Source organism: Streptomyces sp. NPDC048584, assembly GCF_043199595.1.
In the GTDB taxonomy this organism is placed as follows: domain Bacteria; phylum Actinomycetota; class Actinomycetes; order Streptomycetales; family Streptomycetaceae; genus Streptomyces; species Streptomyces edwardsiae.
On record NZ_JBICWF010000001.1, the window covers coordinates 818,429 to 842,443 of the forward strand.

15 protein-coding genes and 1 pseudogene are annotated in these 24,015 nt (G+C 70.3%); 10 read left to right on the forward strand and 6 right to left on the reverse strand.

All coding sequences use genetic code 11. From position 1 onward, the window contains the following. Positions 1-250: 250 nt before the first annotated feature. Positions 251-880, reverse strand: a complete 630-nt coding sequence (locus ACGFR9_RS03475; protein ID WP_393202495.1) for a TetR/AcrR family transcriptional regulator — start codon at positions 878-880, stop codon at positions 251-253. Between the two features lie 76 nt (positions 881-956). On the opposite strand from ACGFR9_RS03475, the gene ACGFR9_RS03480 reads away from it, so the two are divergent. Then, the gene (locus ACGFR9_RS03480) at positions 957-1,802 is read left to right on the forward strand and encodes an SDR family NAD(P)-dependent oxidoreductase (RefSeq protein ID WP_393202497.1); all 846 of its coding nucleotides are present in this window, start codon (positions 957-959) and stop codon (positions 1,800-1,802) included. A gap of 458 nt (positions 1,803-2,260) precedes the next feature. Here the strand turns inward: ACGFR9_RS03480 and ACGFR9_RS03485 are convergent. Then, a pseudogene (locus tag ACGFR9_RS03485) lies at positions 2,261-3,551 on the reverse strand (IS1380 family transposase). A gap of 691 nt (positions 3,552-4,242) precedes the next feature. On the opposite strand from ACGFR9_RS03485, the gene ACGFR9_RS03490 reads away from it, so the two are divergent. The 3 genes from ACGFR9_RS03490 (at position 4,243) to ACGFR9_RS03500 (ending at position 8,666) form a co-directional block, all read left to right on the forward strand. After that, entirely contained in the window at positions 4,243-5,949 is a 1,707-nt protein-coding gene (locus tag ACGFR9_RS03490) for a M4 family metallopeptidase (protein ID WP_393202499.1), read from the forward strand. 253 nt (positions 5,950-6,202) lie between these two features. Next, a complete protein-coding gene (locus tag ACGFR9_RS03495) occupies positions 6,203-7,099 on the forward strand; it encodes an SDR family oxidoreductase (protein WP_393202500.1) in 897 nt (298 codons plus the stop codon). Between the two features lie 193 nt (positions 7,100-7,292). Continuing rightward, positions 7,293-8,666 (forward strand): cryptochrome/photolyase family protein, encoded by a 1,374-nt coding sequence (locus ACGFR9_RS03500; protein WP_393202502.1) that lies wholly within the window; start codon positions 7,293-7,295, stop codon positions 8,664-8,666. Positions 8,667-8,909: 243 nt separating this feature from the next. Here ACGFR9_RS03500 and ACGFR9_RS03505 read toward each other — a convergent pair whose 3' ends face one another. Next, complete coding sequence (locus ACGFR9_RS03505; protein WP_393202504.1) at positions 8,910-9,686, reverse strand: hypothetical protein; 777 nt, start codon at positions 9,684-9,686, stop codon at positions 8,910-8,912. After that, a complete protein-coding gene (locus ACGFR9_RS03510) occupies positions 9,686-13,603 on the reverse strand; it encodes an SGNH/GDSL hydrolase family protein (RefSeq protein WP_393202506.1) in 3,918 nt (1,305 codons plus the stop codon). Before ACGFR9_RS03510 ends, ACGFR9_RS03505 begins: the two co-directional genes overlap by 1 nt. A gap of 330 nt (positions 13,604-13,933) precedes the next feature. Between ACGFR9_RS03510 and ACGFR9_RS03515 the strand changes: the two genes are divergently transcribed. From ACGFR9_RS03515 to ACGFR9_RS03525, 3 genes are all read left to right on the forward strand, one after another. Beyond that, entirely contained in the window at positions 13,934-15,847 is a 1,914-nt protein-coding gene (locus tag ACGFR9_RS03515) for an SMI1/KNR4 family protein (RefSeq protein ID WP_393202508.1), read from the forward strand. A gap of 106 nt (positions 15,848-15,953) precedes the next feature. Beyond that, on the forward strand, positions 15,954-16,463 hold the full coding sequence (locus ACGFR9_RS03520; protein WP_393202510.1) for a hypothetical protein: 510 nt from the start codon (positions 15,954-15,956) through the stop codon (positions 16,461-16,463). A 74-nt stretch (positions 16,464-16,537) separates the two neighbouring features. Continuing rightward, positions 16,538-17,251, forward strand: coding sequence for a hypothetical protein (locus tag ACGFR9_RS03525; protein ID WP_393202512.1), 714 nt, complete (start codon positions 16,538-16,540; stop codon positions 17,249-17,251). 474 nt (positions 17,252-17,725) lie between these two features. On the opposite strand, the gene ACGFR9_RS03530 is transcribed toward ACGFR9_RS03525, so the two are convergent. Beyond that, complete coding sequence (locus ACGFR9_RS03530) at positions 17,726-18,235, reverse strand: DinB family protein (RefSeq protein ID WP_393202513.1); 510 nt, start codon at positions 18,233-18,235, stop codon at positions 17,726-17,728. Between the two features lie 404 nt (positions 18,236-18,639). Between ACGFR9_RS03530 and ACGFR9_RS03535 the strand changes: the two genes are divergently transcribed. Further along, the gene (locus tag ACGFR9_RS03535) at positions 18,640-19,974 is read left to right on the forward strand and encodes a DUF4157 domain-containing protein (protein ID WP_393202515.1); all 1,335 of its coding nucleotides are present in this window, start codon (positions 18,640-18,642) and stop codon (positions 19,972-19,974) included. A gap of 9 nt (positions 19,975-19,983) precedes the next feature. Here the strand turns inward: ACGFR9_RS03535 and ACGFR9_RS03540 are convergent, their stop codons facing one another. Beyond that, positions 19,984-20,277 (reverse strand): trypco2 family protein, encoded by a 294-nt coding sequence (locus ACGFR9_RS03540; RefSeq protein WP_393202517.1) that lies wholly within the window; start codon positions 20,275-20,277, stop codon positions 19,984-19,986. Positions 20,278-20,368: 91 nt separating this feature from the next. Between ACGFR9_RS03540 and ACGFR9_RS03545 the strand changes: the two genes are divergently transcribed. Then, positions 20,369-21,691 (forward strand): serine protease, encoded by a 1,323-nt coding sequence (locus tag ACGFR9_RS03545; protein ID WP_393202519.1) that lies wholly within the window; start codon positions 20,369-20,371, stop codon positions 21,689-21,691. Then, positions 21,688-23,991 carry a tetratricopeptide repeat protein gene (locus tag ACGFR9_RS03550; protein WP_393202521.1) on the forward strand — a complete coding sequence of 768 codons (2,304 nt, stop codon included), beginning with the start codon at positions 21,688-21,690 and terminating at the stop codon, positions 23,989-23,991. Before ACGFR9_RS03545 ends, ACGFR9_RS03550 begins: the two co-directional genes overlap by 4 nt. Positions 23,992-24,015: the final 24 nt, after the last annotated feature.

The window sequence follows — 24,015 nt, forward strand, 5'->3', positions numbered from 1 at the left end:
CGTGGCGATAGTCACCGCACGCAGGTGGTGCTGGTCGACGTGGGCAGCCGGGCCCGGTGAGTGCCTCCTCCTCGGTGCCGGCGACGCGGGTGAGGACGGCCTGGCGGGCCCGTAAGGATTCGGCACGGCGAACGGTCACGGTGACCGTTTGCGCGAACACGTCTGGATCGCGCTTCTGACCAGATACCAGTCACTGCCGGTCAATCATTGTGATCATAGGCTTTACGGTCTGACTCTTTGGTTCGAGAGGTCAAGGGCACTTTTCGTGTTTCTGATCAACACTTGGACCGCCCAACTCGTGAAAGCGCGAGCCCAGGACTCTGGTAACCGCCTCGCGCATGGCAGGCATCACACCGGCCGGGTTCTCGCCCGCGATCAGTTGCGCTGCACGGAAGCAGCCCACGCCGACCTCCGCGGCGGTGCGGGCTACGTCGGGATCCGTGCCGAAGTCGCACAACACGTCGGTCAAAGCGTCGGCGATCCGGTCCAGCTTTCTTGCCGCGCGGTCGCGTAGCTCCGGATTGTCTGCGAGCAGACGCGACCGCAGCGCCCACAGCGCTGGGTCGCCGAACATCAAGCCGCCGATCGACTCGGCGATCCTCCACAGCTGCCAGACCGCGTCTGGCACGTCGGTTGCCGTTTCCTGCTGTCGGGGCGCGGTTCGAATGGCTGCGAGCAGAACCTCCTCATCGGCGAAGAGAACTTCCTGCTTGTCGCCGAAGTAGCGAAAGAACGTCGTCCGACCGACCTCGGCGCGTTCAGCGATATCGGCCACTGATACGGCCACGAAGCCGCGCTCGGCGAACAGCGCCCAGGCCGCGTCGACGATCCGCTGCCGAGCGCGCTGCTGCTTCCGCTCGCGCAACGAGAGGCTTTCCATGCACCCATCCTAGTCCGACAGGTCACAGTACGATATGGTACTCAGTACCACTTGGTACTCAAACCCTGGAGTATTCGTGCCCACCCTTGTCATGACTGGCGCGTCTAGAGGGCTCGGCCGACAAGCCGCCGAGCTGATGTTGCGCGATGACCCTGATCTTCGACTGATCGTGATCGCCCGCGGCGAGACGCTCGACCATCCGCGGGTGACCACGATCCGGGGCGACCTGGCCTCGCTGGCCGAGGTGTGGGCCGCCGCTGCGCAGGTCAAGGAGCAGGTCGACGGCTACGTGGGCAACGCCGCCCTGCAACTCAAGGACAGTCGAAGCGCAACGGCGGACGGTTATGAGCTGTCCTTCGGGGTCAACGTACTGGCACATTTCGCGCTAATCCGCGCGCTTACGTTCAAGCCGGGCGCTCGCATCGTGATCACCGGCAGTGACGCCCATTTCGGCACCTTGCGGTACACATTCGGCCTGGTGCCGGCTCCGCGCTGGACCAGCCCGGCTGTCATGGCCCGGCCAGCAGACGTGAACGGCCGCGTTGCCTATTCGACCAGCAAGCTCGGCGTCGTTTACCTGGTCCACGAGTTGGCCCGCCGTATGCCCGATGTCGACGTCTACACATTCAACCCAGCGTTCACACCCGGCACTGATCTGGTTCGGGCCGACAAAATCGGCAACTGGCTTTACCGCCACGTCTTCCCTCACATCCCGGGCGCCAACACCGCAGAGCGCGCCGGGGCTCAACTCGCCACTGTGGCCACCGGTCCGAGGCCCGCACCGTCCGGCGCCTACATCGACCGGGACAAAGTCACGCCCAGCGCTCCGGAGTCCTACGATCAGGAACGCGAGCACGAACTCTGGACGGCACTGGAAACCATGGCGGCGACCGACGGCGCTCCCCACTCAGGCACTCGCTGATCTCTTGCATGGAGCTCATGTCGTTCAGGAGGGTTGTGGATCAAGACGTCCGCCCCAATACCCGAGGAGTGCTGGGAATTCTCACAGTGGAGATGTCGCAGCACACAATGCCCCTCACTCGCATTCCGAACAATTAGCTCGGAAACCGTACACCCGTCCCCGTCGTCGCATACGCTTCCACAGCACAGCGACATCGAAGAAGAGCCATCAATGTTGGAAATCGATCTGCGCTCCTGGCACATGCGCTATGGCGTAGCACTGAACGCTTATGATTTCGACAGCATGCACGAGTTTATTAGCCTCGATCTTGCATGAGGGTCCGTCAGCTTGCTGAGGACCCTTTGTGGCGAGTGTTGGTGGGGAATTTCGGAGTCTGGGCAGGTGGAGTGCCCGGCTGTCGCGTCGGGTGCCACGGCTCCGGTGGGGTGGTGCTGCTCGCGGGGGCGGGAAGGTGCTGGTCAGCCGGGGTTCGGCAGGGACTGGAGCCGGTCCAGGGCATCGGTGATCGCGTCGGTCCAGGGCCAGTGTCCGGCGAGGCGGAGGATGCGGCGGCGGCCGGTGGTGATGAGCTGGGCAGCGGTGGAGAACAGCCGCAGGCGGAGCCGGCGGGGCTCCCAGAGCCGGGCTGTGCCGGTGAGGGCCAGCATCGGCATCCAGGCGAGCAGGTCGAGGGCGATCTGCACGATCTCCAGTCAGATCTGGTTCTGCGCGGAGTCGTGGAGAGGGAGATTGCGCAGGCAGGTGGCGCGGGCGGCGCGTATGCGGTCCTCGGCCCGGGCCCGCTGCCGGTGGCGCAGTTCGAGGGCTGCGATCGCCTCACCGGCGGTGTTGGTGGCGAAGCAGGTCAACCGCATGCCGTCGGCGTCGGTGAAACGCAACTGGGCACCGGGGTGCGGCCGTTCCTTGCGCACGATCAGCCGCAGCCCCCTTCGGCCAGCCCGTCAGGCAGTCGCCGGCGAGTTCGGCGACCCAGGCGCCGTCGCGGATCTCGCCGTCGGGTTCGACGGCCGGGGTCCAGGCCGAGGCCGGGACCTCGAGGACGGCCTGGTGGATGGCGTCGGTGATGGTCATGCCGACCGAGTACGACAGCCACCGTCCGCGCTTCGCGAGCCAGGCGACGGACTCGTGGGTGCCGCCGCCGGAGTCGGTGCGGATCAGTGTCTGACGCCCTCGCCGGAGCCGTTTCGGCAGCTGGGCCAGGGCCAGTCCTGTGGCTTCGATGTGCTCGGCGGCGGTGTTGGAGCCCGCGTTTCCGAGCCGCAGCATGCCCACGACCGGCTCGCCGGACCCGCCGCGGCCGTGGTCGACAAACCCCATCAGCGGGTGGTGCCCGAAGGACCGGGCGCCGCATCTCCCGCCAACCGCCAGACACGTTCGCGTACTTCGGCGCGGGCGGTGCGGAGCGCGGCCAAGACCTGATTGCCGCCCGACGCCAGTTTGCCGATCAGGCGGGAGACCGTGGGGTCGGAGGCCACCGGCCCGAACACGTCCGGCTCGGCCCGCAGCAGGGCCACATCGGCCAGGCAGTCCCCGCCCAGCGCGACGGCGAGCGCGACATCCAGCACGATCTTGCCCGGATCATGCACCGCCCGGGCCTTCCGCCATGGCTCAAGCGCCGCCGATATTGCGGCATCCAGACCGGACTTGCGAACCGTCTCGACCAGCAGCACCGCACCGGCCTGGGAGACCACCCGAACGACCGCCGCCCTCGACGCGGACACGAGGACAGGACCCGATACGCTTCTTCACCTGGGAAGTGCTTCTTTCCTCGCAGCCAACAGGACCCTCAGCAAGTCCTATCGTTGCAGGTCAGGAGCACTTTCCGCGTTTCTGATCACCCACTGGACGCCCCTCCGCGTGAAAGCGCGAGGCCAGCGTGAAAGAACCGAAGGGTCATTCGCGCAGGTCAGCGGTCATCACACGCCCATCACGCCAGGTCACGGCGCTCACTGGTCTTTCCCGGACATCTGACCCGCGGATGCCGCCGCACCTTGTTCCACCTGCTGCTCAGCGGGTCGGGACGGGGGCGGCGGCAGCTGTCTCGGTCCGGCGCCTGTGCGCTGTAGGCGCGGCAAGTCGCTCTCCCTGCCGCGCCGTGGGTCGACCCGGCGACGCCCACTGGACAACCCGAGTCTCCCGAGCCAGAGGTCTACGGCTGTCATGGCCTGTCAGTCCAGTGCGGATCCTGGGCATCTCCCGGATGTCCCGAGATGCGGCGCGAATACGCTGAAGCTACTTTGGATATGGGGGAGTTTCACGCACAACGCCGGTGGAGCGGCGACCCCGGGGGGCGCCTCGGTTCTCATGGGAACCAGCCGGGCATTCGACTCATGCTGGACCATCATGGGCAGCAGCGATTCCTGACCGGCGGCGAAGCAGCGGGAGCGGTGAGCGAGTTTTTCGCGAAACCCCGGCACCCTGCTCAAGAAGGAATACCTTCATGCCCGATCAACAAGCCGCAGACAATGGTCTGAGCAACTTCACGTTCCACACGTTCGACGAGTCGTCGTCCCGCACCGTCGCGCGACTGCAGGAGGAGCAAGCCGAACGTCCCGGGGTCAGGCCGGAGGGGCTCGAGAGCGAGCGCGACCTCGATCCCGAGACGGCGGCGCGTCGCTACCTCGGCCAGGCCCTGGCGAGCGCGACAGTGCCGTCCTTCAACGCTCCGGTGGCGAACGGAGTCACCAGCCGTTTCAAGACGATCGGCACGGAAACGCTCCCGCTCACCGGCACCCGCACGGTGAAGTTCCGTCAGACGCTGAACGACATCCCGGTCTACGGCTCACTGGTGACTGTGGAACTCGACAAGGACAACGATCTGATCGGCATCGACTCAGCGCTCGGCGAGCCCCAGGGGGTTGACCCGGTCGCCACCGTCTCGGCGGGCGACGCCCTGGCAGCGGCCGCCGCCGGGCCGCATGGTTATGTACCCGTCCTGGCCGGTGTGGTTCCTCGCCTGAACCACTACTTCGACGCCACCGCGTCTCGCTGGCGGCTCGTGTACATCCTCGAAGACGTGCCGGTGACCCTGGACGGCACGGTTGATTCCCAGCCGGGCGAGGAAAGCCCATTCGAGCCGCCCAGGTTCGTCGACTACGTGGTGGACGCTCACGACGGGCACGTCGTATCCATCCTGCCGCGCACACCCAGCATGACCACTGGTGAAATGCAGACGGCGGCCGACAGCTTCGGCGTCGATCGCACCTTCCTCGCCTCACGGCAGGGCGAAAGCCTGGTGATGAACGATCCCGTCCACCATGTGGAGACGTTCGGCTTCGACTTCGGTGACCCCTCCGTCGACCATGATCGGCTGCCGGGTGCCCTCGTCACCGATCCGCCGAGCTGGACACCGAGCGCCGTCAGCGCCCACGTCAACGCCGTCGCGGTATCCGAGTTCCTGCGCGATGTGCTGCGACGGGACAACATTGACGGACGGGGTGGTCCCATGCGGTCGACCATCAACTGCGTCGTCGCCGACAGCAGTCCCGGCCCCAGGCAGTGGATCAATGCCTTCTGGGACGGGCGGCAGATGGTCTACGGCCAGGTGCTTCGTGGAGACGAACTGCTCTCTCTGTCCGCCAACAGGGACGTGGTGGCGCACGAGATGTTCCACGGCGTCACGGACCACACCGCACGTCTGGAATACGCCTTCCAGCCAGGGGCCCTCAACGAGTCCTACTCCGACATCTTCGGAACGATCGTCGCCAACTCGGGGAAGGAGGATCCCCGCACCTGGGACTGGCTGCTGGGTGAGAACCTGCTGCCCGGGGACAAGCCGTTCCGGGACCTGTCGGACCCGCCTCGATTCGGGCAGCCGGCGCACATGGACCAGTTCCGCGTGCTGCCCCATACCCGGGCCGGTGACTGGGGCGGGGTGCACGTGAACAGCGGGATACACAACAAGGCCGCCTTCCACTTGTTCACCGCACAGGCCGACGACGGCTCACTCGAACTGAGCCCGGCTGAGGTGGCGGCCATGTTCTATCTGGCCCTCACGCAGCGGCTGTCGCGGACCTCGCAGTTCACGGACAGCCGACGCGCGGTCGTGGCCAGCGCGCGGACTCTGTTCCGGGCACTGCCCGCACACCGGATGACCTCCAAGGTCGCGGCAGTCGAAGCGGCCTTCGCTGCCGTCGGGATCCTTTGAACGCGTCGTGCCGTTCTGGACGAGTTCGAAGGTCGCGCGACCCTCGTTCTCCTGCGCCGTGTCCTCGCTCACGGACTTCAGGCTCTCGGCCGAGTGCGCGAGTGTCGACGGAGACCGACCGTCATGAGCGCGCAGGCTTCCGCTTCCTCCGGTACCGGAGCCGGGCCGGGCCGTCAGGGAGCGGCTGACATGCCCCCTTGCCGGAAGACGTCTAGCGTGGGCCGGACAGACTCACCGCGGAAAGGGGGCAGCCATGCCGGTCGTCCGCAGGCCTCTGGCCGGTCGCGTCGCCGTCGTGACCGGGGCCGCGCGCGGCCTCGGGGCGGCGATGGCGGAGGTACTGGTCGAGCGGGGCGCGCGGGTGGCGCTGCTGGGCCGGGAGGAGCGCACACTGGCCCGGGTCAGGGACTCGCTGCCGACAGGGACCTCCGTGTGCTGGGAGGCGGATGTCACCGACGACCTCGGCATGCACCGGGTCGGTGCCGAGATCCGGGCCCGGCTCGGGCCTGTCTCGGTGGTCGTCGCGAACGCGGGGGTGGCGGAGGGCGGTCCGTTCACCGAGTCGGATCCCGCCGTCTGGCGCCGCGTCGTCGAGGTGAACCTCATCGGCAGCGCGATCACCGCGCGCACGTTCCTGCCCGACCTGATCGATACGCGCGGTTACCTCCTGCAAGTGGCGTCACTCGCGTCGATAGGCGCGGCACCGATGATGAGCGCCTATTGCGCGTCGAAGGCGGGGGTGGAGTCGTTCGCCCACGCGCTGCGGGCCGAGGTCGCCCATCGGCGGGTGGGCGTGGGGATCGCCTACATCAACTGGACGGACACCGACATGGTGCGTGACGCCGACGAGCACGCGGTGCTGCGGGAGCTGCGCGGGCATATGCCGGCTCCGGCACGCAAGGTGTTCCCGGCCGCTTACGTGGCGGGGCGGCTGGTCACCGCCGTCGAGCGTCGCCGTGCGTCCGTGTACGTCCCCCGGTGGCTGCGCTCGACCCAGTTCGTGCGGGCCGCGATGCCGCCGGTCGTCACCTGGCTGTCCCGGCGCGAACTGCCGCGGCTCGCGGCGGCGGAGCCGTTCTCGGCGACGGGACTGCTCGGCGCCGGCGGCCGGGCCGACCAGGCGGCGGGCCGCGGGGGTCCGTCCGGTTGAGCGTTCGGGCGACGCGCGGGAGCCGGCGCGGCCGGCCGGCGCGTGTGCCCATGACGGCGGTCCTGGAGGCAGGACTGGGCAGGCGGTTCCCCTCGCGTCCCGCGCCGCCCGCGACGCATCCGGCGCCGGCGTCCCCGACGGGGCGTGGAGCACGAGGCACCCGTTCACGTATCACTGCGCCAGGAGTGACGCCATGACCGTCGCGGTCGTCCTGTTCACCTCGGACCTGCGTCTGCACGACCATCTCCCGCTGCGCGCCGCGCTGAAGGCGGCGGACGAGGTGGTGCCGCTGTTCGTACTCGATCCCGGCATCCACGCGGCAGGCTTCGACTCGCCCAACCGGAGTGCCTTCCTCGCCGACTGCCTGAACGACCTCGACGCCTCGCTGCGCCGCCGCGGCGGCCGGCTCCTGATCCGGAACGGACCGGTCGTCCGTGAGGTCCGCGAGGTCGCCGCCGAGTGCGGAGCCACCGAGGTGCACATGGCCGCGGGCGTCACCGCGTACGCCCACCGCCGGGAGGAGCGGCGGCGCGAGGAACTCCGCGGCACCGGTACCGTACTGCGCGTACACGAGACGGTGATCACCGCTGTCGCCCCGGGAGCGGTGACCCCCGCCGGCTCCGACCACTTCGCCGTGTTCACCCCGTACTTCCGCCGCTGGTCGCAGGAGCCGCTGAGGGAGCCGCTCTCCGCGCCGCGGACCGTGCGCGTCCCCGGCGGGATGCGCGGCGAGCCGCCGCCGGACCGGGCGAAGCCGGCCGGCGCCTCGCCCGGTCTGCCGACCGGTGGGGAGTCGGCCGGACGCGACCGGTTCGCACAGTGGTCGCGTTCCGGACTGTCCCGTTACGGGGACCGGCACGACGACCTGGCGGGTGACGCCACGTCCCGGCTGTCGCCGTACCTGCACTTCGGAGCGCTGTCACCCGTGGAGCTGGTGCACCACGCCCGGAAACACGGCGGGCCGGGCGCGGAGGCGTTCGTACGCCAGCTGTGCTGGCGGGACTTCCACCACCAGGTGCTGGCCGCCCGGCCCGGCGCGTCGGCCGAGGACTACCGCACGCGCCACGACCGGTGGCGGAACGAGGACGACGCCGCCGAGGACATCGCCGCATGGCGGGAGGGCCGGACGGGCTATCCGGTCGTCGACGCGGCCATGCGCCAGCTGCGCCACGAGGGCTGGATGCACAACCGCGCGCGCCTGCTGGTGGCGAGCTTCCTGACGAAGACGCTGTACGTCGACTGGCGGATCGGCGCCCGGCATTTCCTGGACCTCCTCGTGGACGGCGACATCGTCAACAACCAGCTGAACTGGCAGTGGGTCGCCGGCACCGGCACCGACACCCGCCCCCACCGCGTCCTCAACCCCCTCGTCCAGGCCAGGAGGTTCGACCCGGACGGCAGCTACGTACGCCGCTGGGTCCCCGAACTCGCGGGCGTGGAGGGGAGGAAGGTGCACGAGCCCTGGCGCCTCCCGGCGGACCGGCGCGACGCACTCGACTATCCGGAACCGGTCATCGACCTCGCCGACGGGCTCGCGCGGTTCAAGCACGCCCGCGGCCGCGACTGAGGAGCCCGCCCTCTCGCGCCCCGGCTCTCCGGGCGGCCGCCCACACCGTCGGACGCCTCCAGCAGGGCCCCGCCATCCGGCGCGGCACAGGTGCAGGGCACACGCCAGGCCGGCCAGGCGCCACGGCCGGGAGCCGTCGGACGACAACCCCTCACGGGGGCCCCGGGCGACCGCGCCGCGGCTCGGCTCGGTGACGACCGGAGGCCGCCCCCTGTCGGGCTCGGGGTGCGACGAGGCGGGAGCTCAGCAGGAGAGTGCCGGGACCGCTGTCGCGGGGTTCGGGCCGCTGACGTCCTGGACGGGACGGGTGAAGCGGTAGCACTGGGCGGTTGTCGCGTCCGGGGCCGTGACGAGGAGGGAGACGGTCGCGGTGTCTCCCTCGTGTGCCGCGCTCCTGACGTCGTAGGTGCGCCGCTGTCCGGTGGGGTCGAGGGCTTTCCGCACTCCGGCCCGCGTCAGGTCCTCGGTGTGCATGTTCGCGATGCGGGTGCGCGCGAGGTCGACCGCGCCGCTGATGCCGGTGCCCGGACGGCACGCGTCGGCGGCCCGCTCGGACACGCGTGACGTCCACGCCCGGCCGGGGTGCCGGGTGTAGGCGACGACGAAACACTGGCTCACCATGTCGGGCCCACCGCCGTGCAGTATGGCCTTCCTGGGGTATTCGGCGTGACTCATGGCCGTGGCCGTGAACTCGTGGCGGGACGCGTCGTAGGTGATCACGGGGGCCTCGGAGTGCCGCCAGATCACTTCCGTGAGCGCGTCGGCGTCGGTGGTGCCGGCCGTGCCGAGGGCGCGGGCCGTTTCGTCCGCCGTGTCACGGGCCTGTTGGCGGACCGAGGCGTACGCCGCTTCCCTGCGCTCGTCGTTGGTCTTCCCGTCGTGCCAGGCGCGATACCACAGCCAGGAGGCCACGGTGCCGAGGACGACGATCAGCACGGCCAGTACGGTGAGACAGCCGGTGGTCACGAGGCCGGTCGCCCGCCTCGTGACCACCGCACTGCCGGTTGTGTCAGATCCCACTAACTGCCTTTGTATCCGATGTCGGCCAGCTTCTGGTTCATCACCCCGGCGTAGCCCGTGGTGCCGGCGTTCTTCGGGTGGAACGACTCGAGGCTGGCACAGATGTTCTCCCCGGGCCAGGGCAGGCACGGGGCCTGGTTGGCCGGGTCGCCGTCGTGGAAGTCTCCGTCGCCGTTCGGGCCGGCGACGACGCCGTTGATCCACTCGTCGCTGTCACAGACCCCGTGGCCCCGGAACGCGGGGATCGCGTCGGCGAACTCCACCTTGACGCCGGCCTTCTTCAGCTCCTCGACCTTGGCCTTCTGCTTGTCCCGGACATAGTCGGCCAGTTCGTTCAGCGCGGAGTTGACCGCGGTGCACTTGTCCTCGCTGACCAGCCGGGGATAGCCCATGAGTACGATCTGCGCCTTCGACGCGGCGCCCGCGATCTGGTGGATGACCGACTCGGTGTCCGCGACCGCCGTGTCGACCTTGCCCTTGTAGTCGTCGGGATCGCACACCCCGATGACGTAGCAATTGGTCACGGCGTTGGTGAAGTTGTCGCCGTCGTTGCCGCCGATGGTCAGCATGACCAGGGTGGTGTCGTCACTGAGGACGCCGGAGTCGAGCTGGCTCTTCTCATGGTAGTTGCCGATCTTCCCCCACGGTGTGGGGTCTCCCGAGGTCAGCTGCCAGGTGTGCGCGCCCGAGCAACTGACGTCCAGGTAGTCGACGGCGGTGCTGCTGCCGTCCGAGAGGGTGCCGATGCTGGAACTCTGACCGGGCAGCTTCACCTTGCGCGGCCAGGAGTTGTCGCCGCGCCGGCACGCGTTCCAGCTGCTCTTGCCGTGGCCCCGGTCGGACTCGGGCGAGTAACTCCCGGAGCCCTCACCGGAGGTGTAGGAGTCGCCCATGGCGACGACCATGTGCTTCGGCTTGCCCGACAGCGGCTGGAAGGCGACCGCGTCCCAGGCGACGTCCTCGTCCGCGGTGCCGTCCTCCGTGGTGTTCGTCAGCTCCACTCGCGGGGTGCCGGTGAAGCGGTAGACGCCCAGCTCCACCCAGGTGTTCTCACCGAAGCGGGTGTTGATGTAGCGGTCGCGGTCGCCGCCCTCGACCCCCTTGATGACGTAGTGGGCCTGCTGGGTGTGCGCCCCGGTGTCGGGCATGTGCGCGTAGACGCGGGCCCATTCGACGCTGCTGCCGAGGGTCCAGGTGCCGTCGATGGTCATCCGGCCGCCCGAGCCGCCGAGATGGGCGGTGTCGCGGGTGTGCGTGTACCAGAAGTGGCCGCCGTGTCCGCCGCCTATCTGGTGCAGGTCGCCCTTGGCCTCGTACGGGCCGAGCCCCGGTCCGGTCGCCGCCGGGTTGGGATGGAACGTGAACTGGAAGCTTCCGGAGTCGGTGCCCGACGAACCGCAGTCGCTGTAGGTCTGGGTGCTGTCGGGGAGGGAGTCCACGATCAGTGCCCCGGCCGGGGCGGCGCCGCACTCCGAGTTGCCGTACTGCAGCCGGAAGCCGCGCCCCGGTTCCTCGCGCAGTGTCACGTACTTGATGTTCTCGTTGCCGCAGTCGGCGTCGCAGTTCGCCTTCCACGTCACGTTCGATCCGCGCCACCAGTACTTCTCGTAGCACTGTGCGTCGGGGCAGTCCGGCGGGTTGGCGGAGTCGCAGTTGTTCGTGGAGTTGCAGAACGCGTCCAGCGGCGGCTTCACCCGGTCGCGCTGCCCCGGGTTGACCCACCAGGCGGGCCGGAAACCGGCACTGGCGAACCCGGACTCACCGGGCCAGTCCTGCCGTCCGTCGGTGCCGTAGGAGTAGCCGGTGTCCATGGACCAGGCGGCCCAGCCCATCACCTTCTCCTCGTACGGCCAGTTCTGGGGCTTCGCGGCGTCACGCGGGTCGCTCATGAACGGGTGCCGTGACGGCGGGTAGAACGGGTTCGCCGGGTTGTTGTACCAGCCCAGGCCCCACGGCTTGCCGTCGCCCTTGTTCGGGTTGAAGCCCAGGTTGTAGTTCCACAGCGCGGCGAACCAGTTCTCCGGCTTGGACGGGTCGTCGTTGTTGACCGTGATGGTCTGGCCCGAGGTGTGGATCTGGTTCCACTTGTCCGCGAGGATGTACATCGACGCGGCGATGTTGACCGAGTAGTCCAGGGCGACGGCCTTCTGCGCGTTCGGCGCCAGGGAGGTCTCGCCCTCCTTCTCGTAGCCGGCGAGCCTCATGCCGTCGGTGACCTGGCCGACGCCGTAACCGCAGTCCGACTTGTTCCAGTTGATGCGCCAGTACTCGTCGGACGTCTCGCCGTCGTGGCCGTAGAACCCGGCGATCGCGGCCAGCGGGTTGCCCATCTGGCCGGGTACGGAGCCGGATTCGGCCTGCCACAGGTTCGACTCCTGGGCGAGCACACCGAGCAGCACCTGGGCGGGGATGCGTCCGCCGCCCTTCAGCGTGGGCGGCGGGAAGAGGCCCTGCGGGTCGATGGTGCCGAGCCCCGTCTGGGAGCGCCAGCCTCCCTGCTTGATCCACTGGGCGCGCAGTTCACCGCGGATCGCCATGTCGACGGCCCACTCGACCTGGTTCGGGGTCGGCTGAAGGGCGAGCGCCTTGACGTCGTTGCGCGGGACGGAGCACCAACGGTCGGTGTCGACGGGGTTGTTGGCCCGCGCGTCGGCGGCCAGTGCGGCTCGCGCGCTCTGCTTGCCGTTGGCGGGGAGAGCCGGTGAGAAGGATTCCTTGCCGGTGGTGGCGGTCGTGTCCGGGACCGTCTGGGTGAGCTTCTCGCCGGTGGTGGTCGCGGTGCTCTCGACGGTCAGCGGTGTGGCGGTCGCGGCCGCGGGCCCCTGCCCGGTGCGGGCGGTGTCGGGGGACGGTTCGGACTTGGTGAACCCCTTGCCCGCGTTCTTGATGTGGTCCAGGCCGGTGCGTACGCCGGGGCCGAGGACGGGTTCGACGGCGAGCCTGCCGTGGCTCGACACAGCGGTGTCGGCCGGCACGTCCAGGACGGTCACTCCGCTGCCGGCCACAGGAGCCTTCGCCGCCTGCCCGGTGAGGAACACCCGCCCGCCCACCCCCTGTTCGAGGGCGATGTCTCCCACCTTGCCGGACGCCAGCGTCGACGGCTCACCGCTCCCGGTCCACAGCCGCGCCCGGGCCTTCTCACCCGAGCGGTCCAGGAAGGCGACCCCGTCACGCGTGGGACGGATCTGGAAGGGGACGCCGTCCGCACCGGCCAGGGTGCGGGTCTTCCCGGAGGGGCTGAAGTGGACGAGGTCGTGTCCCCGTGCGGCGACGAGGCCGTCGTCGACGGGCACGGCCGAGGTCACCTGCCCGTTCACGGAGGCGTCCGCGGTGGTCTTTCCGTTGGTCGTGACCGTCAGCAGCCGGGTCCTGTCATCGCGGAAGGCCGTGAACGCGGCGGTGCCGGTCTCGGGGTTGCAGGTCGGGTCGAAGTAGGCGAGCGAGGCGGTGAACGGAAGTTTCGTCACCGTGCCGGTCTTCACGTCGACGACAGCGGTGAACGCGCCGCCCTGCATCAGGTCCGGCTTGTTGGTGAACGTACGCGGCGCGTAGACGGCGGCCACATGGTCCCGGTCCATCACGCACGCGTTGCCGATCCACGTGTCCGCGGGCATACCGGGCTCGGCGAGGGTGGCGACCGTCCGCCACTGATAGGCGTCCTTGCTGTCCGCGACGAGGATCCTCAGCCCGCCCGCGTCCGTCGCCGTGGTCACGGCCCGGTCGGCGGAGGACTTCCAGTCCTTGCCCAGCCTCTTGCCCGGGTCCTGCACCCGGGCGGCCGGCTCCGCGGGGCGACTGCTGTCGGGTTCCGGTGACGGTGGTTCGGGGGCCGCCAGGGCCGGAGCGGCCTGGACCAGCCCGGTCAGGAGCGCGATGGCCGCGAGGCCCGCGATCCTTCTTCGAGCGTTTCTCTGCACCTTCAAATCCACTCCCGTTTCATGGTTCCACGCGATTGCCATGCCCACGTCAGCACGCATGCCAGGAGTGATCTGCCCCGCCCGGGTGACGACCAGTCATACGCATCGGCGATGACTGCCCCTCAGGCGAGGAATGGTCTGGTCCACTCCCCCTGAGCGGCGCAACTGTAGGCACCGCCCGGGTGGGCAAGGCAACAGCCCGGACACGCATCGGCCGGAAACCGTCGCTCCGGCCGCGACTTGGGGACTCGGAATGGCTGGTCCTTGATCAGCGGCGAACGGCCGTGCCCGCCACCCTCGGCTGTCAGTGCCGGCTGCCACAATCGGCCCGTGATCGAGACCACCGGGAACCGTATCGACTGGCAGCAGTTCCTCCGCCGTTGGCAGGAGGAATGGGTTCCGGGCGAGGACGACGTAGAGGACCTGTCGGAGGGCGGCGTGACCCTGGCCGACCTCGCGCTCGCCGCCGCGCCCGCGACGGAGGCGCAGGTGGCCGCCGCCGAGGAGCGCCTGGGTGTGCGGCTCCCTCCGTCGTACCGGCGGTTCCTCGCGGCCAGTAACGGCTGGCGGCTCGACGAGGGGTCCGTCCACCGGCTGGGCGCGGCGCACGAGATCGACTGGTTCGGGGATCCTTTCGACATGACCCCGCTCTACGAGCAGGGGCTGACCGGGCGTTCGACCGAGGAGGAGGTGCTGCTGGCCGGCATGTGGCGGCGGGCACTGCGGCTGGAGACGGACTCGGACATGTCCTACGCCCTGCTGGATCCCGGTGACACGAACGAGGACGGGGAGTGGGCCCTGTACGTCTACAAGGGGTGGAGCGGTGAACTCCCGGACCGGTATCCGTCGTTCGGCGCGTACATGCAGCGGATGTACGAGCACTTCCACGCCGGCCGGGCGAGCGTACCCGGCTTCGTGAACGACACCACCCGGGCCCTGGACGCGGACGTGGAGCGCGCCCGGGACGAGGCGCTGAGCGGGAGGTGGGAGACGGCCCGGGAGCTCCTCACGGAGGCGGAGCGCTACGGACGGCCCCGCGCGCGGGGCATGCTGCACCAGCTGGCGGCGCTGTCGCACAGCGGTGGGGGCCACGGATTCGGCGAACTCGTCGCCGACCCCCTCTACACGGACGAACTGGTCCCCGTCATGGCCGCCAGGCACCTGCGGGACACCTGCCGCCGCCCCGGTCCCCACCGGTTCCTGCTGGGTGCCGGGACCGCTGACGACATCACCGCCGCCGCGGACGTGATCCTCACCCGCATACGCGACCGGTCCTACCGCTACGCGCCGGGCGGCGCGTTCGGCCGGGCGGTGGCCGAGGCGCGGGAGTCGGCGAGGCGGGGGAACACGGACGCGGCATGGCGGACGATCCGGGCCGCGCTGCCGTCGTGGTCACCGCCGGGACCGGACCTGCTGGCGCCGCTCGGTCTGCTGGGCGACCCCGTGCTGGGCCCGGTGGTGACACGGGAGCGCGGTCTCGAGCTGCTGGCCACACCTAGGGCCGGCCGGTCCGGCCGGCCGCCCCGCCCGGTGCCGGACCTGGACCCGCCGGGACTGTGCTGGCTGGCGGAGCCCGCGCGGTGGGACACCCCGTACGACTCCTACCGGTGTCTGTGGGTGGAGGGCGCGGAGCCGGAGGCACTGCCCGGCCTGATCGGGGAGGACGGGAGCACGGGCCTGACGGCTCCGCCCGTCCTGCCCGACGGGTGGTTCCCCTACGACTACCGGCAGCGGGACGACTTGGCGCCGTGGGAGGACCGGGCCGTGGTCGCGGTGGGCCGGACGGAGTCCGGGTGGGCGTTCGGCGTCGACGCGGCCCCGCGGAGATCGACGCCCGACGGCTTCTTCGTCTCCCCGGCCGCGGCCGCCTCGCGCGACGGCCGGGCCGTGGTGCTGTGGGCACGCCGCGCGCGCGACGGCGACGGCGGACTGTTCCATCTGTCGGTCGCCGAGCGGGGCGAGGAGCTGTACGCGTACACGCTGCGCGGCACGGACGTCGAACGCTCGGGTCCGGTACCCGACGCGCTCGACCCGGACCGCCTCCTCCACGACGTCGGCGAAGCCGACCGCCAACGCCGCCTGCTGGCGGCCGTCGAGGAGGAGTTCGCCCTCTCCCTCCCCCGGCACGCCCTGACCGAGGGCATACTCCCGCAATTGACCACCCGCTCCTGGTCCCGCGCACCACGTGAGGGCGAGCCGTACGCGTACGCCACAATCACCTTCGGGACGGATAAATCGCGTTGACAATGCCAACGCGCGTCCGCAGTGGTGTACGCTCCCTGCAAGTCATCCGGGCCCGTTCGCCGAGGGCGGGTCCGACACCTGTCGCTCACCCTGGGAACCAACGCACGTGGTACGCCGAAGCCAGAGCAGCAACCCCCGATCGGTCGTCGTCCTGACCTCGGGCACGGACTGGGGCACCCGTGCCGCCGGGCAGCGGCGGAGCAGTGGGGCGGAGTCCGAGATACCCCGGCGGCAGCCTGCGAAGATCAAGGCCTTGCAGCAGGCCCTCCACCTGGCCCGCGCGGCGATCGGCAAAAGGAACTGGCATGCGGCGCGTTACGCGCTCAGCCGGGCCCGCGCCCTCACCGACGCCCTTCCCGGCAACGTGGCCGTTCGAGAACGCGAGCAACTCTCGGAGCTCCGCAAGAAGTACGCGGCCCGCAATACGCCGGCCGCGAAGAACGCCAAGCAGGCGAAGTCGGCACCGGCCAAGCGGGTAGGCGGCAAGAAGTCCGCCCCTGCCTCGAAGAAGTCCCCCGCGCGGAAGCCCGCTCCCACGCCGGTGCGCGACCTCAGTGACCGTTTCATCAACCGCGAGGCCCTCGGCTACGGGGCCGAGGACTCCCGGACGCGGTGAGGGCTCGGGCGCCGACATGTCGTACGGCTGCTACCTCGAAAACGGAGACCTCCTGGCCGTACTACGTCGCGTACTTGCGTGACCGGTACAAGCTCGAAGTCGTCCTGCTGGTCCTGTGCGTGGACACGGCGACGGCGGCATGGGCGACCAGACCTTTGCGCACTGGTCTGGGGCGCGCCACCCAGGTGACCGTGCCTCACGTACTGGGCCCGGCGAACGTTCCGCGTATGAACCGGGTCCAGGACCCCTCGGCCGATCTGGACTTCGCCGCGTTCTGCCTGTGGATCCACAGCAACGACCCGGACATCGAGGGCATACTGACGGTGGTGGGCGAGGCACTGGCCCAGGACACGGACCGCGAAGCGCGGGACGACCTGGCGGGTCTGATCGAGGACGGCTTGGGCAGTGAGCACGCCCGGAAACTCTGGAGGAACCTGATGGAAACCCTCTTCACCCCCAGGCAAGGCACCATCGTGGGCGACGCCCGCCTCGCAGGACAGGAGGAAGGACGGCAGGAAGGACGCGTGGCCGGAAAGGCCGAACAGCTGCTGCGCCTGATGGAGCGCCGCGGCTTCTCCCTGACGGATGAGATCCGACAGCGCGTCATCACCTGCGCGGACATGCCGCTCCTGGATCTCTGGTTCGACCGCGCCATCGACGCCACCGCCCTCGACGAGATCTTCGCCGCCCCCTCCTCCACAGACCGCGTCCCCGCCCCCGCCCAGAGCCCGGAGCACGCCTCGGTTCCCGGCCGTGGGCCCACGGACCGCACGCCATCGACCGACTGACGCCAAGGACGCACACCGTTCCAGGGTGCGGCCCGCTCGGCTCATGGCCCGGTCCCCGACACCTCGTGAACGGTCCCGCCAGAGCCGGCCGCCCCGCCCATTGGCGCTCGGCGGGGAGAATGCGCCGTCCGAGTTCGGCGGACGGCGCGCCCGGGTCGCACAGCTCGGCGCGGAGACCGCGCCGCTGGACGGTGGGCACACGGAGGATCACGACGGGCCCCACAGTTCCGCGACCGCGGGCCTCCAGTCCGGCTCGTGGTCGTAGGGACACCGGAGGACCTGAAGCAGATCAGCCTGGCCGGGCGCCTCCTCGGGCGTGTAGAGGGACCGTAGGGGGCCTCGTACAGCTGGGCCGGCCTGTGCCTGTCGAGCCGCACTTCTGCCGGCGGCCGGCGAAGCCCCCTGTCACCGTGCAGGTGTGAGTCAGCCACGGCCCCCCGACCAATCTGTCCCCGACCGAAGGCGACCCCGGGCTCAGGCTCCCACGGTCCCGTCGACGCCTTCGCGCAGGAAGTCCGCGTGCCCGTTGTGGCGGCCGTACTCCAGGAGCACGTGCACCATCACCATCCGCAGCGACACCTCCTCGCCCCATCGTGGCTGGTACCCGGCCCGGTCCAGGGACTCCGCCTCCCGTTCGACACCGCGTGAGTACTCCACCTCGGCCTCCCAGGCCGCGAACGCCTCGGCCCTGGTCGACGCGCTCGCGTCGTACGCCGCCTGGAAGTCGATCCTGTCGGACCAGACCATGGGTGCGTCGTGATCGTCGAACACCCGGCGGAACCACGCGCGTTCCACCTCCGCCATGTGCCGCACCAGGCCGAGCAGCGACAGGGTGGACGGCGGCATCGACCGCTGCCGCAGCTCCTCGTCGGTGAGCCCTTCGCACTTCATGGCGAGGGTCGCGCGGTGGTAGTCGAGAAACGCCCGCAGCATGTCGCGTTCGCTGCCGAATGTGGGCGGTGCTGGGCGGTGGTCGCCGGTCACTTGGTCGCGCTCCTCGTCGGTGTCTGCGTGGAGGGGCCAGTATCCACTCCCCTCGCCCGTCACCCGGCGGGCCGCCGAACGCGGGAATCCTGCGCACCGCCCGCTTCCGCCGGTTCGTACGCCTACTCTCCGTGCGGGGCGTGGCACTCGTGCCCGCACGCATCCGGCCGCCACGCTGGCGCCATGAACCACGCGACATCCCACGCGCAAGCGACGATCAGGCACAAGGTGCTCACCGTTTTCAACAGGGCAGAGGCCACGAGCGCCCGAGGGCTCACGCCCAGCCGGGATGTGCCCGTTCGGGCAACGGGTTGTGCCCTCGGTTTCGTCCGTCCGGCTCTGGATGCCGGGCCGGTCGGGTACGAGACTGGGAGGCTCGGTACATCAGGTCACCGGAGGATGACATGCGTGCTCAGCGGACCGCCCAGCAGGCCGGCGACGAGAAGCTCCGTTCCGGCGGCGAGAGCGCGCGGCGGTCGTCCTCCGCCGTGAGCCCGACGGCGATGTCGGCTCTTCAGCGTTCCGTCGGGAACGCCGCCGTCTGCCGCATGCTCGAGGAACGGCGGCCCGATTCCTCGCCGGTGGTGCAGCGGTCGGGAGTGCACGAGGTGCTGAAGACTCCCGGGCGGCCCCTGGATCCGGCCGTCCGGGCCGAGTTGGAGCCCCGGATGGGCGCCGACTTCTCCGGTGTCCGCGTTCATGACGACGCCGCGGCGCGGGCCTCCGCGACCGAGGTCGGCGCCCGCGCCTACACCTCGGGGCACCACATCGTCGTCGGCGAAGGCGGCGCGGACAAGCACACCCTGGCCCACGAGCTCACCCATGTCATCCAGCAGCGGCAGGGCCCGGTCGCCGGCACCGACAACGGCAGCGGTCTGCGGATCTCCGACCCCGCCGACTCCTTCGAACGGGAAGCCGAGGCGAACGCCCGCCGGGTGCTGGCGGACCATGACCACGCCCCGGTCCAGCGGATCGCGGGCGGACCCCTCGCGCCGTCCACCACGATCCAGCGCATGCGGGACGACGATTTCGATGAGCTGATGAACGACAGGGACATCGACGCGTCGAGCGACGACATGGATTACGAGTTCGCGTTGGAGGACGCGCTGCGTTTCGCCCCCGCCGGAACCAGTACGGAGGAGAACCCCTTCGAGGAGGCGGTCGAGAAGGCCTCGGACGGCGCCTCCCGTCTGAAGCGGGCCAACGAACGCAGTACGGCGCGCGGAGTGCCGGCGAAGAGCGCCCTGGTCGGGAGCAAGCCGCAGACGCCGTTCGGCACGGTGTCGCTGAACCAGGGATACCAGGGAGACCTGGGGACCGTGGTGAAGAGCAAGAAGGACGACTACCCCGGGACGGAGGGGCGGGACTGGGAGAAGTACTCCCATCTGCTGCCGCATCTGAGCGCCGCGCAGAGAGTGGCCCTCGCGGACGCGGTGGGGACGGGTTCGCTGGCCGCCGGCTCCGCGAGCCTCTTCCAGGAGGACAGCAAAGCGCGACGTGCCGCCGCCGTGTTGTACGGCGTGGCGCGCAATTCCGAGGAACTCCGCTTCCCCGGAGCGGGCAAGGTCCTGCGCGCCGCGTTGCGGAAGAACAACGGAAGCTACTCCGTGGAGGAGTTCTACGAGAACTTCCCGATGGCGAAGCCCGGTGGCGCGGGGTCGTTCCGCGGGGATCCCGAGCTGTCGTCGCCGACGCTGGCCACGCTGGAGGCGATGTCCGAATCCTCCGAGGAGGAATGAGGGGACCGGCTACCGGCCGACCTCGCGATGCGTCCCGTCGGGGCGCGGAAGGGGTTTCAGGGTGACCTCGATACGGTGGGTGGCGTCGTGGCTCACCGAGCCGCCCAGGCGGGCCTCGACGACGCCCAGGCGCAGGCCCGCTCCGCCCTCGCCGGCGCGGTGGAACTGGACCGAGAACTCCAGGCTGACCTGCTCCACATGGAACCGCCAGTCGCTCTGCGCGCCCTCGGCCTGGGCCCGGGCCAGTTCCGCGCGTACCGTGCCGATGGCCTCCGCCAAGCCGATCGGTTCCGCGTTCGCCATATCAACACACCGCCACTTTCGGTTGATTGACCGGTACACCCTGCTCACAAGTCTAGGGACGTCCCACGCTTTGCACGTAATGTGAATCGGTATGGGGGAACTGCGTGCGGACTGGAGACTCAGACTGCGACGCGAGGACGCACACGGGCCGATCTGCGGCGCCGGCGTGCTCGTCGACCAGTACACGGCGCTGACCTGTGCGCATGTGGTGCGCGAGCCGGATGCCGTCATGTGGCTGGAGTTCGCGGAGAACGGCGGGCTGCCACCGGTGTCCGCACGGGTCCTGCCCGGGGGCTGGCTGCCGGCGGCCGCCGATGGTGAGGATGTCGCCGTGCTGCGTCTCGACAGCCCTCGTCCGCAGGCGCGGCGTGCTCCGCTGGACACCCGGCTGTGGGGCGGTATGGAGGTGTACGCGACCGGTTACGCGGAGGGCTTCGACGACGGTATGAGTCTGTGGGGGCGCATCGGCGGAGCGAGCGGGGAGCGTGTGCAGCTCGATGCGGTCACCAGGTCGGAGGTGGTGCGGGCCGGGTTCAGCGGTGCCGGTGTGTGCACCCGGCCGGAGGAGGGGCGGCCCGCGCGCGTGGTGGGCGTCGTCGTGAGCTGGCGGGGGGACCTGGGCGAGGCGCTGCCGGAGGACAACCGGCTCTCCTTCTCGTATCTGATCCCCGTCGAACGCATTGCCGAACTCTCACCGCCCATTAAGGAGTTGAGCGCGCCGGGGGCCTGGGATCACGGGTTCGAGGAGCGGTTGGGCCGGTGGTTCGACGATCCGGACGAGGACCCGGTGAAGATCACCGTGGTGGCTCCGGGGAGCGGGAAGGAGCGCTCGCTGCGGCAGCTGGCGCACCGCGCCCATGTCGTCCATCGGGGCGGGGCCAGCAGGCCGGACCTCATCGACCACGCTCTCGATCAGGTGACGTTTCCCGCCGGTGAGTACCTGGCGTACTGGGACTGGCTGCGCGGCGCCAGGAGCCGGCCGGAGCGGGCGGGCGACCGTGCGCCCGTGCGGCCGGTCACGGTGCTCGTGGACGGGCTCGACGAGGAGGCGCAGCCCGGGGCGCTCATCGAACTTCTGGCCAGGTTACGGGTGTTCGGATTCCGGCTGCTGCTCGTCTTCCGTCACGAGGGCGGGCCCGGCTGGACCGCGTCCCGTGATCTTCTGCTGCTGCCCGCGCTGCTGCGGCACGCGGACGGCCTCCTCGACCGCCTGCAGCGCGCGGAGTTCGGCCGGGCCGTCCAGCGCGACATCGTCAACAGCGCCTCCCTCGGCTCCGTGACCGAGACCGCCGACCGGCACCGGGCCACGCGCCGGCTCCTCGATGACGTACGGGATCCGCAGCAGCGGCTCAACCGGCTGCGCGCGCTCATCAGGACGCTGCGCGCCGATCTGAGCAAGGCAGCCCGAGGATGACCGGCTGTCCGCACCGGCGCTTCTCCGGCGGCCCCTGTGGTGGCGCGGTACTGCCCACCGGCTACTGCGGCGCGTGCGGGCGGGCGCAGGACGGACCAGGTCTGCCGGAACTACCGGCGCAAACACGCGAGTTCGGGCCACGTGAACTTCTCGAACTGCCCGAGCGTGAGCCGCGTCCCGCCGGGGAGCGGCTCATCCGGGCCGAGGCGCCGCTGCGTATCCGGATGAGCTGTTCGGCCGCGGGCTGCGGAATCGTCTTCGCGCCGCCCTACACCGAGGGGCCCGTGCCGATCGAGGGGTTCTGCCCGGCGTGCGGGGCGCGCTACTCGTACCGGCCCGAACTCGCCGAGGGCGATCTGCTGCGCGGCCAGTACCGGGTCATGGGTCCCATCGCGCACGGCGGTCAGGGCTGGGTGTACCTCGCCGAGGACACCCATCTGGGTGACGTCGTCGCCGTCAAGGGGCTGCTCAACCGGTACGAGCAGGACGGCGCCCGGCTCGCCGACGTCGAGCGCCGCAATCTCGTCGCCATACGGCATCCCCGTATCGTGCAGATCCGCGACTTCGTCGCCCGCGGGGACGACGGCGGGCAGGTCACCGGCGGCTACATCGTCATGGACGACGTAGGCGACGGCACGCTCGCGAAGGTCGCCGAGGAGGTGCGGCGCGGGGAGTCCGTGCTCGACATCGAGCATGTCGCGGCGTACGGCTGTCAGATCCTCGAGGCCTTCGTGCATCTGCACGCCGACGGTGAACGGGTGTTCGTGTACGGGGACATGAAGCCGTCGAACGTCGTGCACCACCGGGACGGCATCAAGGTCATCGATCTCGGCGGGATGCGCGAGCAGGGGCAGAGCCTGCCGCCCGCCCATGTCACGGCCGACTACATGGCGCCCGAGACCGGGACGTCGGCCGCGCCCACGGTCGCCCACGATCTGCACACCGTCGGCGTCACCCTGCGGGAGCTCGCCCGCTGGGCCGTGACCGAGGTGCCCGGTCTCGGCACGGCCTCCTTCGACCGGGTGGTCGACCGTGCCGTACGCACCGATCCCGGCCGCCGTTTCGCGGACGCCCGCGAGATGGTCGGCCAACTGCGGGGCGCACTGCGGGAGATCCGCGCGCTGCGCGGCAAGAGCGATCCGCCGGAGCCCTCCGACCACTTCCGGCCGTCGGCCCGGCTGCTCGGCGCCCGGCTCGGTGCGGTGCCCGGCATCGAGCACTGGCTGAACCGGGCGCACCGCGACCGGTACGCGCCGCCCGTGGCACCGATCCTCGACCTCGGCGCGCCCACCCCCGCCGAGATCGCCGCCTGTCTGCCGGTGCCGAGGCCCTATCCGGGCGATCCGCAGGCCGCGCGGTTCGAGGTGAGCAGCGGCTACGACCCGGACCGGCTCCTGGAGCAGGAGGACGAGCGGCCGCACTCGGTGGAGATCAGTCTGCACAACGTGCGTGTCCTGCTGGGCCGGAACACCACCGACGACTGGCAGCGGGCCCAGGAGGAACTCGACACCGCGGACTCCATCCCCGGACCGTCGGCCGTACGGCGGTGGCGGCTGGAGTGGCACCGCGCCCTGCTCGCGCTGCGCGGCGCCGAACTCGACGAGGACCCGCGCCAGGTCGGCGAGGCCCGGGACCACTTCAACAAGGTGCATCTCGAACTGCCCGGCGAGTACGCGCCCAAGCTGGCCCTCGCCTACTGCGCGGAGTGGCTCGGCGACGCGACGGCCGAGCCGACGGCGGAGGAACTGTACGAGGCGGTGTTCGCCCGTAATCCCGCACACGGCGGCGCCGCCCTCGGGCTCGCCAGGCTGGCACTGCGGGCGCGTGACCGGCGGACGGCCATCGACGTGCTCGGCCGGGTGCGGGCGGGGACGCTGGACCACACCGTCGCCCGGATCGCGTCCCTGCGGATCCGCGCGGCCCGGCTGCCCGGGGACGGTGATCCGCTGCCCGTGCCCACCGAGGTCGACGCGGCGCTGGCCGAGCTGCGGGGCATGGAGGGCCGGCGTCCGGGCGACGGGGAGCCGGGTCTGTCGGAGGACGAGGCACTGCGGCTGAGCACCGAGCTCCTCGAGTGGAAACTGGACGCGGTGCACGGCCTCAGTGACCGTCCCGGCCTGCCGGGAAGCGGTGCCGGACGGCTCACGGCCCGCGCCCTGCGCCGGCTGAGCGCTCCGGAGCGGGCGTTGCGCGAGCAACTGGAGACGCAGTACAAGCGGCTGGCGACACACCACCAGGCCGAAGCGCGCCAGGACCTCGTGGACCTGATGCACGCGGTACGGCCACAGACCGTGATCTGACGCATGGGAGGGGAACGGTGCCCG